Origin of the sequence: Ciceribacter sp. T2.26MG-112.2 (genome assembly GCF_900492205.1) — a bacterium.
Taxonomy (GTDB): domain Bacteria; phylum Pseudomonadota; class Alphaproteobacteria; order Rhizobiales; family Rhizobiaceae; genus Allorhizobium; species Allorhizobium naphthalenivorans_A.
The window spans coordinates 26,147-41,706 of record NZ_UEYQ01000001.1 but is presented as its reverse complement, the minus strand read 5'-3'; the positions used below and the strand labels follow the sequence as shown (position 1 = coordinate 41,706).

At 63.7% G+C, this 15,560-nt stretch carries 14 protein-coding genes and 1 tRNA gene; 6 read left to right on the top strand and 9 right to left on the bottom strand.

The window, feature by feature from the left end; translation table 11 throughout:
- Positions 1 to 9: 9 nt before the first annotated feature.
- From DYZ14_RS00190 to rpmH, 4 genes are read right to left on the bottom strand one after another with little or no spacing between them, the layout of a single operon-like run.
- Positions 10 to 927, bottom strand: a complete 918-nt coding sequence (locus tag DYZ14_RS00190; RefSeq protein ID WP_154718804.1) for a DMT family transporter — start codon at positions 925 to 927, stop codon at positions 10 to 12.
- Positions 928 to 985: 58 nt separating this feature from the next.
- Positions 986 to 2,785, bottom strand: a complete 1,800-nt coding sequence (gene yidC / locus DYZ14_RS00185; protein ID WP_154718803.1) for a membrane protein insertase YidC — start codon at positions 2,783 to 2,785, stop codon at positions 986 to 988.
- Complete coding sequence (gene rnpA, locus DYZ14_RS00180; protein WP_115668607.1) at positions 2,785 to 3,174, bottom strand: ribonuclease P protein component; 390 nt, start codon at positions 3,172 to 3,174, stop codon at positions 2,785 to 2,787. The genes yidC and rnpA overlap by 1 nt, the downstream gene beginning before the upstream one ends.
- Before the next feature lie 27 nt (positions 3,175 to 3,201).
- The gene (rpmH, locus tag DYZ14_RS00175; RefSeq protein WP_115668606.1) at positions 3,202 to 3,339 is read right to left on the bottom strand and encodes a 50S ribosomal protein L34; all 138 of its coding nucleotides are present in this window, start codon (positions 3,337 to 3,339) and stop codon (positions 3,202 to 3,204) included.
- Between the two features lie 443 nt (positions 3,340 to 3,782).
- Between rpmH and DYZ14_RS00170 the strand changes: the two genes are divergently transcribed.
- From DYZ14_RS00170 to DYZ14_RS00160, 3 genes are all read left to right on the top strand, one after another.
- Complete coding sequence (locus DYZ14_RS00170; RefSeq protein ID WP_154718802.1) at positions 3,783 to 5,801, top strand: methyl-accepting chemotaxis protein; 2,019 nt, start codon at positions 3,783 to 3,785, stop codon at positions 5,799 to 5,801.
- 259 nt (positions 5,802 to 6,060) lie between these two features.
- Positions 6,061 to 7,491 carry a sensor histidine kinase gene (locus DYZ14_RS00165; protein ID WP_232365416.1) on the top strand — a complete coding sequence of 477 codons (1,431 nt, stop codon included), beginning with the start codon at positions 6,061 to 6,063 and terminating at the stop codon, positions 7,489 to 7,491.
- A gap of 148 nt (positions 7,492 to 7,639) precedes the next feature.
- A tRNA-Arg gene (locus tag DYZ14_RS00160) sits at positions 7,640 to 7,716 on the top strand.
- Positions 7,717 to 7,817: 101 nt separating this feature from the next.
- Here the strand turns inward: DYZ14_RS00160 and DYZ14_RS00155 are convergent.
- Entirely contained in the window at positions 7,818 to 9,203 is a 1,386-nt protein-coding gene (locus tag DYZ14_RS00155; RefSeq protein ID WP_154718800.1) for a hypothetical protein, read from the bottom strand.
- Between the two features lie 319 nt (positions 9,204 to 9,522).
- On the opposite strand from DYZ14_RS00155, the gene DYZ14_RS00150 reads away from it, so the two are divergent.
- On the top strand, positions 9,523 to 11,016 hold the full coding sequence (locus DYZ14_RS00150; protein WP_154718799.1) for an acetyl-CoA hydrolase/transferase family protein: 1,494 nt from the start codon (positions 9,523 to 9,525) through the stop codon (positions 11,014 to 11,016).
- Positions 11,017 to 11,067: 51 nt separating this feature from the next.
- Here the strand turns inward: DYZ14_RS00150 and DYZ14_RS00145 are convergent, their stop codons facing one another.
- Positions 11,068 to 11,370, bottom strand: a complete 303-nt coding sequence (locus DYZ14_RS00145) for an ArsR/SmtB family transcription factor (protein ID WP_115668601.1) — start codon at positions 11,368 to 11,370, stop codon at positions 11,068 to 11,070.
- An 83-nt stretch (positions 11,371 to 11,453) separates the two neighbouring features.
- Here DYZ14_RS00145 and trxC point away from each other — a divergent pair, with 83 nt between their 5' ends.
- Together trxC and DYZ14_RS00135 are read left to right on the top strand one after the other, a co-directional pair.
- Positions 11,454 to 11,897 carry a thioredoxin TrxC gene (gene trxC, locus DYZ14_RS00140; protein ID WP_154718798.1) on the top strand — a complete coding sequence of 148 codons (444 nt, stop codon included), beginning with the start codon at positions 11,454 to 11,456 and terminating at the stop codon, positions 11,895 to 11,897.
- Between the two features lie 179 nt (positions 11,898 to 12,076).
- Complete coding sequence (locus tag DYZ14_RS00135; RefSeq protein WP_154718797.1) at positions 12,077 to 13,306, top strand: alpha/beta hydrolase; 1,230 nt, start codon at positions 12,077 to 12,079, stop codon at positions 13,304 to 13,306.
- Positions 13,307 to 13,320: 14 nt separating this feature from the next.
- Here the strand turns inward: DYZ14_RS00135 and DYZ14_RS00130 are convergent, their stop codons facing one another.
- From DYZ14_RS00130 to DYZ14_RS00120, 3 genes are read right to left on the bottom strand one after another with little or no spacing between them, the layout of a single operon-like run.
- On the bottom strand, positions 13,321 to 13,737 hold the full coding sequence (locus DYZ14_RS00130; RefSeq protein ID WP_154718796.1) for a hypothetical protein: 417 nt from the start codon (positions 13,735 to 13,737) through the stop codon (positions 13,321 to 13,323).
- A complete protein-coding gene (gene accC, locus DYZ14_RS00125) occupies positions 13,737 to 15,092 on the bottom strand; it encodes an acetyl-CoA carboxylase biotin carboxylase subunit (RefSeq protein WP_154718795.1) in 1,356 nt (451 codons plus the stop codon). The genes DYZ14_RS00130 and accC overlap by 1 nt, the downstream gene beginning before the upstream one ends.
- A 4-nt stretch (positions 15,093 to 15,096) precedes the next feature.
- Positions 15,097 to 15,558 carry an acetyl-CoA carboxylase biotin carboxyl carrier protein gene (locus DYZ14_RS00120; RefSeq protein WP_154718794.1) on the bottom strand — a complete coding sequence of 154 codons (462 nt, stop codon included), beginning with the start codon at positions 15,556 to 15,558 and terminating at the stop codon, positions 15,097 to 15,099.
- Between the last annotated feature and the right edge of the window lie 2 nt (positions 15,559 to 15,560).

Genomic DNA, 15,560 nt, shown 5'->3' with positions numbered 1-15,560 from the left:
CCGGCAAAGTCAAGACGCAGGCGGCACGCGCGGTCCCGGATCGTTGCGGCTGTGGCCGATAAGATAGGTGAACAGGGCCGCAAGGACGATAGCTCCGCCGATCATGGTGCGGCCGGAGGGAACCTCCTGATGCAGGAGAACCATCCACACCGGCGCGAGGATCATCTCCGTAGTCCCGAGCAGTGCTGCAAGCGCCGACGGGATCATCCGCGCGCCCGTCACATACATCGCCATGCCGAGCCCGAGGTTCAGCGCGCCGAAGGCAAACAGCAAGGCAAGATCCTGAGCGCCGACGGCAAATGAACCTGCCTGGGTGGCCGCAATCCCGGCCGCGATGAAGCAGCCCGTGCTGGCGGCAGGCGTCATGCGGATATCCGGGTGACGCCGCGTCAGCACCGTCATGCAGGCGAAGATGACGGGGATGGAGGCCGCAAGGGCGAGCCCGAGCAGAGAGCCGCCTTCGCCGATCGATGCAGACACCATGATCGCCACGCCGATGATCACGGCGCCGATGGCGCCCCAGGTCACGGCGGTAATCGGTTCGCGAAGCACCACGCGGGCAAGCAGCGCCGCAAACAGCGGAATGCCCGCCATGAACAGCACGACATTGGCAACCGCCGTCATGCTGACGGCCAGCACGAAGCAGGTCGACACTGCGGCGAAGCCGGCGGCGACCATCAGCCCGGGCCATCCCATCGCCCTAAACAGCCGGATCGTCCCGGCAAACCCGTCACGGATCAGCATGAAGGCCAATAGGAACAGGCCGCCGAACAGGCAACGCCAGAAGACGATCGCCCAGCCATCGTTAAGGCCGATGAAGCGCTGGATCGCCCCACCATAGCTCCAGGCCAGGGCGGAGCCGAGCACCAGGGCAATTCCGAGCCAGGGGCGGTGGGCCGGGAGGGGAGAGGAAGTTGGGACGGCCATCGAAGCTCGCAAGGTCTTGGACATAAAGGAAAGCCCCGGAGAACCGGGGCTTTCAGGCTTACTTCGTCTGCGTCGGCTTTCGCCGGAACATGCCCTTGATATTGTCGAACAGTTCGATCTTGGCGCCCTGGCGCTTCATGATGATCGACTGCTGGGCGATCGACAGCGTGTTGTTCCAGGCCCAGTAGATGACCAGACCGGCCGGGAAGCTGCCGAGCATGAAGGTGAAGATCAGCGGCATCCAGTTGAACAGCATGGCCTGGGTCGGATCCGGCGGGGTCGGGTTCATCCGCATCTGCAGCCACATGGTGATGCCCATGATGATCGGCCAGACGCCGAGATGCAGGAAGGTCGGACCTTCGAACGGCAGCAGGCCGAACAGGTTGACGAAGGTCGTGGGATCCGGCGCCGAGAGGTCCTGGATCCAGCCGAAGAACGGCGCATGGCGCATTTCGATGGTGACGTAGATCACCTTGTAGAGAGCGAAGAACACCGGGATCTGCAAGAGCACCGGCCAGCAGCCCGCCACCGGGTTGATCTTCTCTTCCTTGTAGAGCTGCATCATCGCCTGCTGCAGCGCCATCTTGTCGTCGCCGTGCTTGACTTTCAGCTCTTCCATCTTCGGCTGCATGCGCTTCATGTTGGCCATGGAGGCATACTGCTTGCTGGCGAGCGGGAAGAAGATCGCCTTGACGACGATCGTGGTGAGCAGGATGGCGACGCCGAAGTTGCCGACCAGACGATAGAAATAGTCCATCATCGTGAACATCGGCTTGGTGATGAAGTAGAACCAGCCCCAGTCGATCATCAGGTCGAATTTCGGGATGGAATAAGCGGCCTCGTAATTGTCGACCACCGGAACTTCCTTGGCGCCGGCGAAAACCAGCTGCTTGACGGTGGCGTCCTGGCCCGGCGCGACGCTGACGGCATCGTTCTTGAAGTCTGCCTGATAGCGCGGCTGGCCATCGGTGAAATGCGAGAAACGGCTTTCGAAGGCCAGCGTCTGCTGGGGAACGAGAGCGGCTGCCCAATACTTGTCGGTAATGCCGAGCCAGCCGCCGGTGGCCTTTGCTCCCGCCAGGGATTCTTCCTCGATATCGCCGTAGGATTCCTCGGTCAGGCCGTTCTCAGCACCCAAAACGCCGAGGAACCCCTCGTGAAGAACGTAGACGGAAGCGGTGGTCGGCTTGTTGTACCGCGTGATGCGGCCGTAGGGTGCGACCGAAGCGGCGGCCGTGCCGGCATTCTTGATCGTGTCCTCGACGGTGAACATGTAGTGCTCGTCGACCGAGATCTTGCGCAGGAAGGTCAGGCCCGTCTCGTTGGTGAAGGAGAGCGTGACGGGCGTCGCCTGGGTCAGCTTGTCGCCTTCGGCGAGCGCCCAGGGGGTCGAAGGACCGGGAACCGCACCGGCATTCTCGCCGGCGATGTAGCCCAGTTCGGTGAAATAGCCGTCCTTGGTGTCCGCCGGGTTGAACAGCGTGATGATCGGGCTCGTCGGGTCGACGGTCTCGCGATATTCCTTGAGCTTCAGGTCGTCGAAGCGGGCGCCGGACAGGTTGATCGAGCCGACAAGCGCCGGGGTGTCGATCGCTACGCGCTCCGACTTGCCGATCGCCTCTTCGCGGTTGGTCTCGGCGGTCGCCTGGGCGCTGCTGCCCGGCAGGTTGCCGGAGACGCTGCCCGCAGGAGCGGCGGTGTCCGTCTGCGCCTGGGTCGTCTGGGCCTGCTGGGCAAGGCGTGCCTCTTCAGCCACCCGCTGGGCTTCGATCCGGGGACCCATGATGAAATACTGCCAGCCGAGGACGATCAGCACAGACAGGGCAATCGCGATGAAGTAATTGCGGTTGTTTTGCATCATACTTTCCTGGAATCGGTCGCGGGGGACCGTAAGTGTTTTGGTCTGGTCTTGATCCGTTCGGCCAATTGCGCGGCAATCCGCGCAAAGGGTGCGTTGAGCACCTCCCTGCGGGCGACAATGACATAGTCGTGTCCGGGCTGCATTGCAAACGCCGCATTCAGTCGTACCGCCTCTTTCAGGCGGCGGCGCATGCGGTTGCGCTCGACGGCGTTGCCATGCTTCTTGGTAACGGTAAAACCGACCCTGGGCTCGGTGTCGGGCTGCTGACGGTCGAGAACCTCGAGGAGGAACAACCCGCCCTTGCGCTTTTCGCCGGCGCGAACGGCAAGAAACTGCGGCCGGCTTTTCAGCCGCCCGACAGTTTGTTTCTTTTTGGTTTCAGTCACTCGCCCGGTCCCGGGCAAACCCGGCCTTTAGGCCGAGAGACGCTTGCGACCGCGAGCGCGGCGAGCAACGAGAACCTTGCGGCCGCCCTTGGTGGCCATACGCGCACGGAAGCCGTGGCGGCGCTTGCGAACAAGCTTGGAAGGTTGAAAGGTACGCTTCGTCATTTATTTAATACCGCGGTGTGCGGCCCTTCTTGGGTTTGCATTTCTGCAAGAGCGTTGGATTGCGCACGGCTTTCCACCCGTCGTTGCGGGTTTTTCGGTCCGGACGTGCGCGGCTTATACGGACGAAGAAGCCGGGAGTCAATTGCCGCAGCTGTCGCCGTCGAGGCCTATGACGAAAGGCTAGGCGAAAACTAACAATCCGCAATTAACCACGTTCGGTCGCCTCGGAGAGGGCTTTCACACCCGGGGGCGGTCAATGCCGTTCGCCCGAGCGGGAAATTCCGGAAAAATCCCCGGATATGCGGTCGCTCTCCAGGTCTGATGCGGGGCAAAGGGGGCGAAGCAACCGTAGTTTAGCAATCAATGGTTCGTTAACGTGCGATTGCTAAATTCCTCAATATCCGGGGGCAGATCAGGCTCCCTTCTGTTTGAGGAGCAAGTCCGTGAAAGTCAGCGGCAAGATCTATACATTGGTGGCAATACTCGGTTTGGCGGCTGTGCTCATCGGCGCGATGGGGATTTTCGTGACGACGCAGTATGGGGCGAAGTCCCATGAAGTGGGCGTCGCCTCCGAGCGCGTCTATCTCGGTGAACGGTTGAACCGTCTGGTGACCGGCGTCGTGATGGAGGCGCGCGGCATTTATGGCGCCGCCAGCAGCGAAAAGGCCGAGGGCTTCGCCAAGGGGTTGATGAAGAACCTCGACCTGATGGACGAGGTCCTTGCTCGCTGGAAGCCTCTGGTACCGCAGGAGCAACTCGCGGCCTTTGACGCGATGACGGCGCGTGCGGCCGAGTTCCGCCAGTTCCGCTCCGAAACGGTTCGTCTGGGTCGGGAGGTCGGGCCTCCAGCCGCCAATGAGCAGGGCAACAATGAAGGCAACCGCGCCAACCGCAAGGCCTTCCAGGCCGAGATCGATGCCGTGGTCGACGCCGACAAGGCCAAGCTGGCCGAGCTGATGAGCTCGCTCGACGCGTTCCGCGCCCTGATGCTCTCGTTGATCACCGGCTTTACGGCCGTTGCTGTCCTGGTCGGTGCCGGCCTCGGTATCCACATCGGCGTCAACCATCTGAGCCGGCCGATCCGCAACGTCACCGCGGCGATGAACAAGGTGGCCGACGGCGATTTTGCCACGGATATCCCCTATGAGGGCCGCGCCGACGAAATCGGCGAAATGGCCGCCGCCGTCGCTGTGTTCAAGCAGAATGGTCTGGCCGTGCAGCGGATGAACGCCCAGGAAAGCGCGATGCGCGCCAAGAGCGACGATCTGCAGTCGAGCATGTCGGTCGTTGTCGCGGCTGCCGCCGCCGGCGATTTCGGCCAGCGCATCGACAAGGACTACGGCGACGCCAACCTCAACCAGTTCGCAGCCAACATCAACGCCTTGCTGTCCTCGGTCGATCAGGGCATTTCCGAAACGCGCCGGGTCATTGCCAGCCTGTCGTCCGGCGATCTGACGCAGAGCATGCGGGGCGAGTTCCGCGGCGCGTTTGCCGAGCTGCAGACCAATGTCAATGCGACCTTCGAGCGCCTGCGCCAGACGATGAAGGATATCCGCACCAAGACGGACACCATCAACGGCAATACCGATGAAATGACCACGGCGACCAACGATCTCGCCAAGCGCACGGAACAGCAGGCCGCCGCGCTGGAAGAAACCTCGGCCGCCCTCGACCAGATCACCGTCGTGGTGCGCGGCTCGAGCGAGCGGACCCAGGAAGCCAGCCAGATGGTCAGCGAAGCCAAGGAGAGCGCAGCCCAGTCGGCGATCGTCGTCTCCGACGCGGTCAGCGCCATGGGTCGGATCGAGCAGGCCTCCCGCGAGATTTCGCAGATCATCAACGTCATCGACGAAATCGCCTTCCAGACCAACCTCCTGGCGCTGAATGCCGGTGTCGAGGCGGCCCGTGCCGGGGACGCCGGCAAGGGCTTCGCGGTCGTTGCCCAGGAGGTACGCGAGCTCGCTCAGCGCTCGGCAAACGCGGCCAAGGACATCAAGGCGCTGATCACCAAGTCGGGCGAGGAAGTGTCAGGCGGCGTCAAGCTGGTGCAGCGCACCGGTGAGGCCCTGTCGGAGATCGAGGCTCGCGTCCTCAAGATCAACGACCATATCCATTCGATCGCCTCGGCCGCCAAGGAACAGTCGACCGGTCTGGCCGAGGTTGCCACCGCGATGAACCAGATGGACCAGGTGACGCAGCAGAATGCGGCCATGGTCGAGGAAACTTCGGCGGCCACCCACAGGCTGTCGGGCGAAGCCAACGGTCTGGCCGGCCTCGTCGCCCAGTTCCGCATCGGTGAGGAAACGCGGTCCCATGCCGCCCCCGTCGTCGCCAAGCCTTCGCAGCACAAGCCCGCACCGTCGCCGGCACGCCAGATGATGGGTTCCGTGGCGAAGGCCTTCGGTGGCGGCCGGGCCGCCACTGCCAGGGTCCAGGAAACGGAAAGCTGGGAAGAGTTCTGATCTGCCGCCAGAACCGGATCGATTTCTTGGGCGCCGCGACCTCAGGGTCGCGGCGTTTCCGTGTCCGCGGTCGTCTCGACGAGGGACAGGCCATGACCGCGATGCCATTGGCCAAATTCTCGATGTCCGCTAATATAGTTGCACTTTGAAGTGTCCGACGGTTCGCAGCAGCGTCCGTTCCGGACGAGAGCGACGGGAGTGGACGATGGCGCGACTGACCGAAACCGGTCGGCAGGCCGGATCGACGGGGCCATCGGTCATGCCGCATCGGCTGCGCGGCCTGTCGGGCAAGCTTCTGTGGCTGACCATGGCTTTCGTCATGCTCGCCGAGGTGCTGATCTTCGTGCCGTCGGTCGCCTCCATGCGCCTGCGCTGGCTGGAAGACCGGCTGAACACGGCCGCAGCGGCCGGCGTCGTGATCGACGGGCTGCAGCCGGCGGAACTGCCGCGCGACGTCCAGGATGACACGCTGATGGCGACCGGCACCAAGGCGATCGTGCTGCGCAAGGACGGGACATCCAGGCTTCTGGCGGTCGACGGCATGCCGCCGCAGGTGGACGCGAAATACGATTTGTCCGACGTGCCGGCCCTGCAGTCGATCGGCGATGCACTCTATACGCTGCTGCTCGGCGGCGACCGCGTACTGCGCGTCTACGGGCCGGTCGGCGAAAGCGACATGATCATCGAACTGGTGATGGAGGAGAACAGCCTGAGGCAGGCCATGCTGGCCTATGCCCGCAACGTCTTTTCCGTATCGCTGATGATTTCACTCATCACCGCCTCGCTGATCTACATCGCCATCAACCGCATGATGATCAGGCCGATGCGCCGGCTGACGCGGAGCATGCAGTCCTTTGCCGAATACCCGGAGGATCCAGCCCGCATCCTGGCGCCCGCGCCCGGCGACGACGAGATCGCGCTCGCCGGCCGGCACCTCGCGATGATGCAGGAACAGCTGCAGAAGACCCTGAAACAGCAGCGCAATCTCGCCGATCTCGGACTGGCGGTGTCGAAGATCAATCACGACATGCGCAATATTCTCGCCTCGGCGCAGCTGATGTCCGACCGCCTCGTCGATGTCGATGATCCGATGGTCAAAGGGTTCGCGCCCAAGCTGGTTCGCACCATTGACCGGGCTGTCGGCTATACCAACGAGGTGCTCGCCTTCGGGCAGGCCTCGGAAGCAGAGCCCCGGCGCCGCCGCTTCCGGCTGGCGGACGTCTGCCAGGAAGTGCGCGACATTCTCGCGATCGACCCCGACAGCGGGATCGATTTCGTCGACATGGTTGCCGGCGACATCGAGGTCGAGGCCGACAGCGAACAATTGTTCAGGGTCATCCACAACATCTGCCGCAACGCCGTTCAGGCGCTGGCCAATCACGGCATCGACGATCCGGGCGCCCTGCGTCGCATTTCCCTGTCCGCCCAGCGCATCGGCAGCGTCGTCGCCATCACCATCGACGACACCGGCCCCGGTCTGCCGGCCAAGGCGCGGGAAAACCTGTTCACCCCGTTCCGCGGCTCGGCTCGCTCGGGCGGCATCGGTCTCGGTCTGGCGATCGCCCGCGAACTCGTGCTCGCCCATGGCGGCACCATCGCGCTTGTGGAGAAGCCGGGGCCGGGCACGCTGTTCCGCATCGAAATTCCTGATCGCCCCGTGGCGCTGGACGATTGGCGGGCCCGCGCCTGACCCGGCGATCGTCACGATACGCAGTCGATGGACGCGGTCGGCTGACACATGTGACGGCAAAATGACTCTTTTTTCCGAAAGGTGCTTGCAATCCTGCGCGGCACGTTTTAGAGGATCGCCACGCCGCCGACGACAGTCGGACCGGTACGCACCCGTAGCTCAGCTGGATAGAGCACCAGACTACGAATCTGGGGGTCAGGAGTTCGAATCTCTTCGGGTGCGCCATTTTCCTTCAATCAGATTTATGGATTGCTTGGCGCTTTTGACGCCGTGCGACTAGCTGTGAGCCGACGTAAGCGCTGGGCCGGTTATGGCTCAACAACCTCTCACTGAGGCTTGTGGGTCAGCTTCACCGTGAACTTCCCGGTGAAGCCCTTGGCGCTCTGATCAAAGACGGTATCGACCGCCTTTTCGGTTTTTGTCTTGACCGGCAGCTCGAATTCGAACCCCTGGTCGACCTGTTGCACGCGAAAGATGTTGGCAAAGGCCGCCCAGACGATAGGTGCCTTGTTCGTCGTGTCCTTCCGCAGATAGGTCTCGCCCTCCTGCGCAAAGAAACGGTCGAGAAAGAGCACCGCTGTGCCTTTGCAGGGATCGAAGTCCGTGACCTTGGCCATCACCGGAAAATCCGGGGCTTGCATCGTCTGCGTGCCGGTCTTGTAGACGTAGCTGGCATAGGTTCCCTGGCCCTCGCCGACATACATCAGCTGGAGCAGCTTGTTCTTGCCGGCAGCCAGCGTCGGGGTGAGCGCGAACTCGCTCTTGAGAGACCACTCGTGGGCCCCGCCCGACGCCTCGAGCGCCAGCGAGAGGTCGAAACGCATCGCCGCCTCGATCTGCCGCAGGATTTCGCTGGGGTCCGCCTGTCCGCTCAGCTTCCCGGACGAGTTGATCACGCGGGTCAGGGTGAAGACCGCATTGACCAGCCGGTAGTCATGCTGCGTCCTGATGTCCTTGAGCATGCCCGGGACGAGCTTGGACAGCCATCCGGTGATCTCGCCGAAAAATTTCTGCTCGATCGCCGAATCTCCGAGCAGTTGGAGCACATTGGCGGCCTTGTGGGCGAGGCCAAGGATCGCCAGGACCTTGTCGCGCTGGCTGCCATAGGTCTTGATCAGTGTCTGCGCTTTCACTAGCAGCCGATTGGCGAGTTGCGCCTGGTAGCTGTCGGCCGGCTCGACGCCGAGCATGGCAAGCTCCCTGCGCACCGTGATCAGTTGTTCGAGAAGGCCCAGTTCCGGATCGCCGCCCTGCTTCACATACGACTGGACCAATTGCTCGGTCAGGAGTTCGACGACCGGATCTTCGTTGCATTCAAGTTCGTAGGACGGTGGTGGAACGATAGAAACATTGCTCTGCTTCAGCAGCGCCTTGATCTGTTCGATGAGCGCGTTCTGGTGCTTTGCGGAGTCAGCGATGCGCTGCTCCACGGAGCGGTCGTCACGAACCGGGCGATCGGATGTGCCGGCCAGTGGAGGGGGCATGAACGGCCCGAGAATATCTGGCGGAGGCTCCGGGTCCGACATCGGATAGGCATCCTCCGGTGTCGGCGGAAACATCTCGTCGAGGCCTTCCTCCGTGGATGGAAAGGCGCTCGTTCCATCTTCCGCCCAGGTCGGCGCAACGCCCACCGCAAGGAGAACGGCCGCGGCGCAGACGCACCTGAGCCATCCTTCCGTCGCGCGTTTCGGCCTTTTCAGCAGACGATCCATCAGGGCACTCTCTCGCGACAAGGATATTCGGTCAATCGGTCGCCCACCATAATCGGCCCAGGCCGATCTTTCTGCGTTCTCGATGCTCCCATCAGCAGGGGCGGGTAGGCGCCCGACACCATCTGGCCGAATTGGAGCGGACGGTCGGCGTGCCATCTCCACGCGTCTCGCCCGAGACTTTAGCCATGCGAAAAGCGCATGGCAGCCAATCGTGCAATGCGACGGAAGAATGATTGCGTTTACTCCGCGAGCGCCGTTAAGCCATGGCCTCTGTCCGACCAAGCTGGATCGGGCCTGCGTTTTCTCATGAGGATAGATCATGCTGCGTGACCGGATCAGATTTAAGCCGCTGCTCGACAAGCTGGTGAGCGCCGAGGAGGCCGCGGCCTGTATCAAGGACGGCATGACGGTCGGCATGAGCGGCTTCACCCGCGCCGGCGAGGCCAAGGCGGTGCCGATGGCCCTGGCCGAACGGGCCAGGTCGCATCCATTGAAGATCACCCTGATGACCGGCGCCTCGCTCGGCAATGATCTCGACAAGACCCTGGCCGAGGCCCATGTCACGGCGCGTCGCATCCCCTTCCAGTCGGATCCGGGGCTGCGCAAGGCGATCAATGCCGGTGAGGTGATGTTCATCGACCAGCACCTGTCCGAAACCGTGGAGCAGTTGCGCACCCAGCAGCTGAAGCCGGTGGACATTGCCGTCATCGAGGCGGTCGCCATCACCGAGACCGGCGGCATCGTGCCGACCACATCGGTCGGCAATTCGGCCAGCTTCGCGATCCTCGCCGACAAGGTCATCGTCGAGTTGAACATGTCGCAGCCTGTCACGCTCGAGGGGCTGCACGACATCTACATTCCGTCGCGCCGGCCGACCCGCATGCCGATCCCGGTCGTCACGCCGGAAAGCCGGGTGGGGCTGCCTTTCATTCCGATCCCGCCGGAAAAGATCGTCGCGATCGTTGTTTCGGAGAAGCATGACAGCTCGGCCGCCATCCAGCCGCCGGACGACGATACCCGCGCGATCGCCGGCCACCTGACGGAATTCCTCGTCAACGAAGTCAAGCAGGGTCGCCTGGGCTACGAACTGCAGCCGCTGCAGGCCGGCATCGGCACGATCGCCAATGCGGTCCTGCACGGCTTCATCGACACGCCCTTCCATGACCTGAAGATGTATTCCGAGGTGCTGCAGGATTCGACCTTCGAACTGATCGATTCGGGCAAGCTGACCTTTGCCTCCGGTTCGTCGATCACGCTGTCGGCGGAAATGTATCAGAAGGTCCTGCCGCGTCTGGCCGAGTACAAGCACCACCTGATGCTGCGCCCGCAGGAGATCAGCAACCATCCGGAAGTGATCCGGCGCCTCGGCCTGATCTGCATCAACACCGCGCTGGAGTTCGACATTTACGGCAATGTCAATTCGACCCATGTCGGCGGCACGCACATGATGAACGGCATCGGCGGCTCGGGCGACTTCGCCCGCAACGCCTTCATGTCGATCTTCGTCACCAAGTCCACCGCCAAGAACGGCGCGATCTCCTCCGTCGTGCCGATGGTGAGCCACGTCGATCATACCGAGCACGATACCGACATCCTGGTGACGGAAGTCGGTCTTGCCGACCTGCGCGGCCTTGCGCCGCGCGAACGGGCGGCGGTGATCATCGCCAATTGCGTCGATAAGGCCTATCGCGATGCTTTGCAGGATTATTACGATCGCGCCGTCAAACGGGGCGGCCACACGCCGCATGTGCTCGAGGAGGCTTTTTCCTGGCATGCGAACCTGCGCGACAAGGGCACGATGCGGCCCGCCTGAGGCGGGTCGTCATGCAGGCTTGTGCTTGGGTGCGGTTGGCGGTGGTCCGGTCTAGACGGCGCAGAAGCTGCCGTAGAGCGCGGCGATGACATTGCGCGCCGGCTCGCTTTCAATCCGATACCAGATGGTCTGCCCATCGCGGCGGCCGGCGATGATCCTGTCGCGGCGCAAAAGCGCCAGATGCTGCGAGACCGTCGAGTCGCGAATGCCGAGGAATTCGGCGAGTTGGCCGACCGAACGCTCGCCGTCGATCAGTTGGCAGAGAATGAGCAACCGGTGACGGTTCGCGAGCGCCTTCAGCAACTCGCTCGCATCGTCGGCGGCATCCTGCATGGAGTCAGGGTCAACTTTCATTCTTGCGTATCTACGTTATTCCGAATATATTGTCAAGCCCGTGAACCCGTCCGATGGGGCTTGAAACCGCAGGAATACGCAAGATGCAAGAAGACAAAAAGATCGTTTGTCCGCAGTGTTCTGCCGTCAATCGCCTGGTTGCCGATCGTCCGGCTTCCGAAGCGCGCTGCGGCAAGTGCGGCCGGGCCATGTTCGATGCGCATCCGGCCGATGCCGATGCCGCGTCGTTCGACAAGCAGATGAGCCGCAGCGACATTCCGGTCCTGGTGGACGTCTGGGCGCCGTGGTGCGGCCCATGCCGGATGATGGCGCCGGCCTTCGCGGAGGCCGCCGGCGTCCTGGAGCCCGAGGTGCGGCTGATCAAGTTGAATTCGGAAAACGAGCCGCAACTGGCCTCGCGGCTCGGCATTCGCGGCATCCCGACCATGCTGCTCTACAAGGGCGGGCGTGAGGTCGGCCGGGTCTCCGGCGCCATGTCGGCGCGGCAGATCGTCGACTGGACCCGCGGGCAACTCGCCTCCGCCTGACGCCAAAGCCGGAGCCTGGAAGGCGAGGGGCTGGAAACCGGGCTTGAAGCCCGGTATGACGCCAGGCGTAGCTGTCAAGCCTGGGCGTTGGAGAAGTCGTGGATCCGCATTGCATCGATAAGGCCGGATCACCGCGGCCAAGGGGCGCAGGCACAGCAGCGGTTTTCCGCCGCGCGACGATGGCGGCCGGTCTGCTGCTTGTCTTGGCGGCTTGTGCCGGCCGGCCGATCGGCGTGATGGAGCCCACCAATCACGTGGCCAACGGCACGACCAAGGTCGAACTGATCGCCGCGACGACGAGGGCGCCGGCTGAGGACAAGGCGATCCTCTTTACCGGCGAGCGCGGCACCGGCCTGATGATCGATGCGGTGACGATCTCCATCCCGCCCGACGGCCAGCGCGAGATCGGCCAGGTCCAGTGGCCGAAGCGCCTCCCTGCCGATCCGCAGAAGGACTTCACCACGGTCGCGGTCGATCCGATCGGCGACGAGAAGGAGGGTGAGGCCTGGCTCAAGACCCATGTTCCGAAGAGCCGGCGCGTGCTCGTCTTCGTCCATGGCTTCAACAACCTCTATGAGGAAGCCGTCTATCGCTTCGCCCAGATCGTGCATGATTCCAAGGCCGACGTCGTGCCGGTGGTATTCACCTGGCCGTCACGCGGCTCGCTGTTCGACTATAACTACGACAAGGAAAGCACCAATTATTCACGCGACGCGCTGGAGGACCTGCTGACGCAGATCGCCCGCAATCCGGCGGTCGGCGAAGTGACGGTCATGGCCCATTCCATGGGCACATGGCTCGCGGTCGAGGCGCTGCGCCAGATGGCGATCCGCAACGGCCGGATCGATCCGAAGATCAGCAATGTCATCCTGGCCGCCCCCGATCTCGACGTCGATGTCTTTGGCCAGCAATACCAGTCCATTGCCGGCAAGGCGCCGCATTTCACCCTGTTCGTCTCGCGCGACGATCGCGCTCTTACCCTGTCGAAACGGATTTCCGGCAATGTCGAGCGGCTTGGCCACATCGACCCCAGCACCGAGCCCTATCGCAGCCAGCTGGAGGCGGCCGGGATCACCGTTCTCGACCTGACCAAATTGAAATCCGGCGATCCGCTCAATCACGGCAAGTTTGCCGAGAGCCCCGAGGTCGTGCGCCTCATCGGCGACCGGCTGATCGCCGGCCAGGCGGTGACCGACTCTGCCGCCGGTCTCGGCGAGAGCCTCGGCGCCGTGGCGATCGGAGCCGGTACCACCGTGGGCCAGGCGGCGAGCACGGTGATCAGCGCGCCGATCTCGATCTTCGACCCGCGGACACGGCGCAATTACGGCCAGCAATGGCTGCAGCTCGGCAGTTCGGCGGGCAATACGATCGGTGCCGCCGGAACCGCCTTGATCCCGTCACGGCCTTGAGGGCCGAAGCGCTCTCAAGGCCGGACGGTGTGCAGTTCGAATAGGGCTGTACCGTAGCCCACCAGCACGCCCTCGTCAGCCAGCTGCCGCGACAGCACGCCATCCGACGGCGCAAGGACCGGGCGCAGCAGGGCGCCTGCCTTCAGATAACCGATGATTTCGCCACGTCTGACCAGCCGCGGCAGCGCGGCAGCTTCCGCGTCGCGGGGGTGGGTGGCACGGAACATGCCGATATGCGGAGCGAGAAGCGTTTCGCCGGCGCGGGGAGCATGGTCCGGTTGGTGAAATACCGGTTGGTTCAAGGGCTGGTCGCCCTCCAGGATCGCGCCCTCGCTCGCGACGACATGCCGCTCGGCATCCTCGTATTCGAATTCCGCAATACCGTGGCGCCGCATCAGCTCCATCACGGCTTCGATCCATTCATTCCCCATCATGACCTCCCGAAACCGTCGGCCATCAGCCGTTCGAGATGATGGATGTCGATGCCGCCGGCGGTAAAGCCCGGTTCCCTCAGCAGTGCCAGGTGAAGCGCGCTCGACGTCTCCACGCCCTCGATGGCGAGCTCGCCCAGCGCCCGGCGCATGCGGGCGATCGCTGCGTCCCGCGTCGGCCCATGCGCGATCAGCTTGCCGATGAGCGAGTCGTAGTTCGGCGGGATCTCATAGCCCGGATAAAGATGGGTATCGAGCCGAACGCCGGGCCCGCCCGGCGCGATGAACTGGCTTACCTTTCCCGGCGAAGGCGTGAAGTTGAAGGCGTGTTCCGCATTGATCCGGCATTCGATGGCATGGCCGTCGAAGCGAATGGCGTCCTGCGCGACTTCGAGCCTCTCGCCCATGGCGATGCGCAACTGTTCGCGCACGATGTCGACGCCGGTGATTTCTTCGGTAACGGGATGCTCGACCTGGATCCGCGTGTTCATCTCGATGAAGTAGAATGCGCCGTCCTCGTAGAGGAACTCGAAGGTACCGGCGCCGCGATAGCCGATGGCAAGACACGCCGCCGCGCAGCGCCGGCCGATCGCGTCGATGGCGGCCGGATCTATGCCCGGCGGCGGCGCCTCCTCGATCAGCTTCTGGTGACGGCGCTGGATCGAACAGTCGCGGGCGCCCAGATGGATCGCATTGCCATGACTGTCGGCCAGAACCTGGATCTCGACATGGCGCGGAAATTCGAGGAAGCGCTCGACATAGACTTCCGGATTGCCGAACGCCCGTCCGGCCTCCTCGCGCGCCATCTGGACCGCCCCGATGAGGGCGTCGGGATCGCGGACGATCCGCATGCCGCGCCCGCCACCGCCGCCCGAGGCCTTGACGATCAGCGGATAGCCGGTTTCCGCGCCGATCGCCGCGATGCGGGCCGCGTCCTGCGGCAGAGCGCTGTCGGGTCCGGGAACGCAGGGCACACCGGCGGCGATCATCGCCCGCTTGGCGGCGACTTTGTCGCCCATCACCCGGATCGCCGCAGACGGCGGGCCGACGAAGGTGAGGCCGGCCTGTTCGACCATTTCGGCGAAGTCGGCATTCTCCGACAGGAAGCCGTAGCCGGGGTGGATGGCACCGGCTCCCGTCAGTTGCGCGGCAAGCAGGATTTCAGCACCGTCAAGATAGCTCCGCGCCGCAGGTGCCGGCCCGATGCACAAGGCCTGATCGGCGAGTGCCACGTGACGAAGATTGCGATCGGCTTCCGAGTGGATGGCAATGGTCTTAAGGCCAAGGTCGCGGCAGGCCCTCAAGATCCGCAGGGCAATCTCGCCTCGGTTGGCAATCAGCACGCTGTCGAACATAGGCTCAATCCCGCGCGAGGAGGATCAGCGGCATGCCGGGCGTCACCGGCTCGCCGTCGCCGACCAGAATGGCCGCGATACGGCCGCCGCGGGTTGCCTCGACCGGATTGAGCATCTTCATCGCCTCGATGAGCGCAAGCGTCTGGCCCTCCTCGATCAGGTCCCCTTCCTGCGCATAGGGCTCGGCGCCGGGCGCGGGCGCGCGGTAGAAGGTGCCCGACAGGCCGGCCACGATCACCGCTTCATCCGTCTCGGCAATTTCCGGCAGCGCCATCAAGGCTGCGATCTCCGCCGCCGCCATGGCCTCCGGCGTGTCGCGCCGCAGCGACGGCGAGGGCGGGGCGCCACCATTGCGGGTCGCGGTCTTGGCCAGGCGGATGCGCATGCCGTTCTCGCTCACCTCCAGCTCGTTGAGCGTGGAATTCTCCAGCATCTGCATCAGTCGCTCGATCGTCGCGAGATCCATGT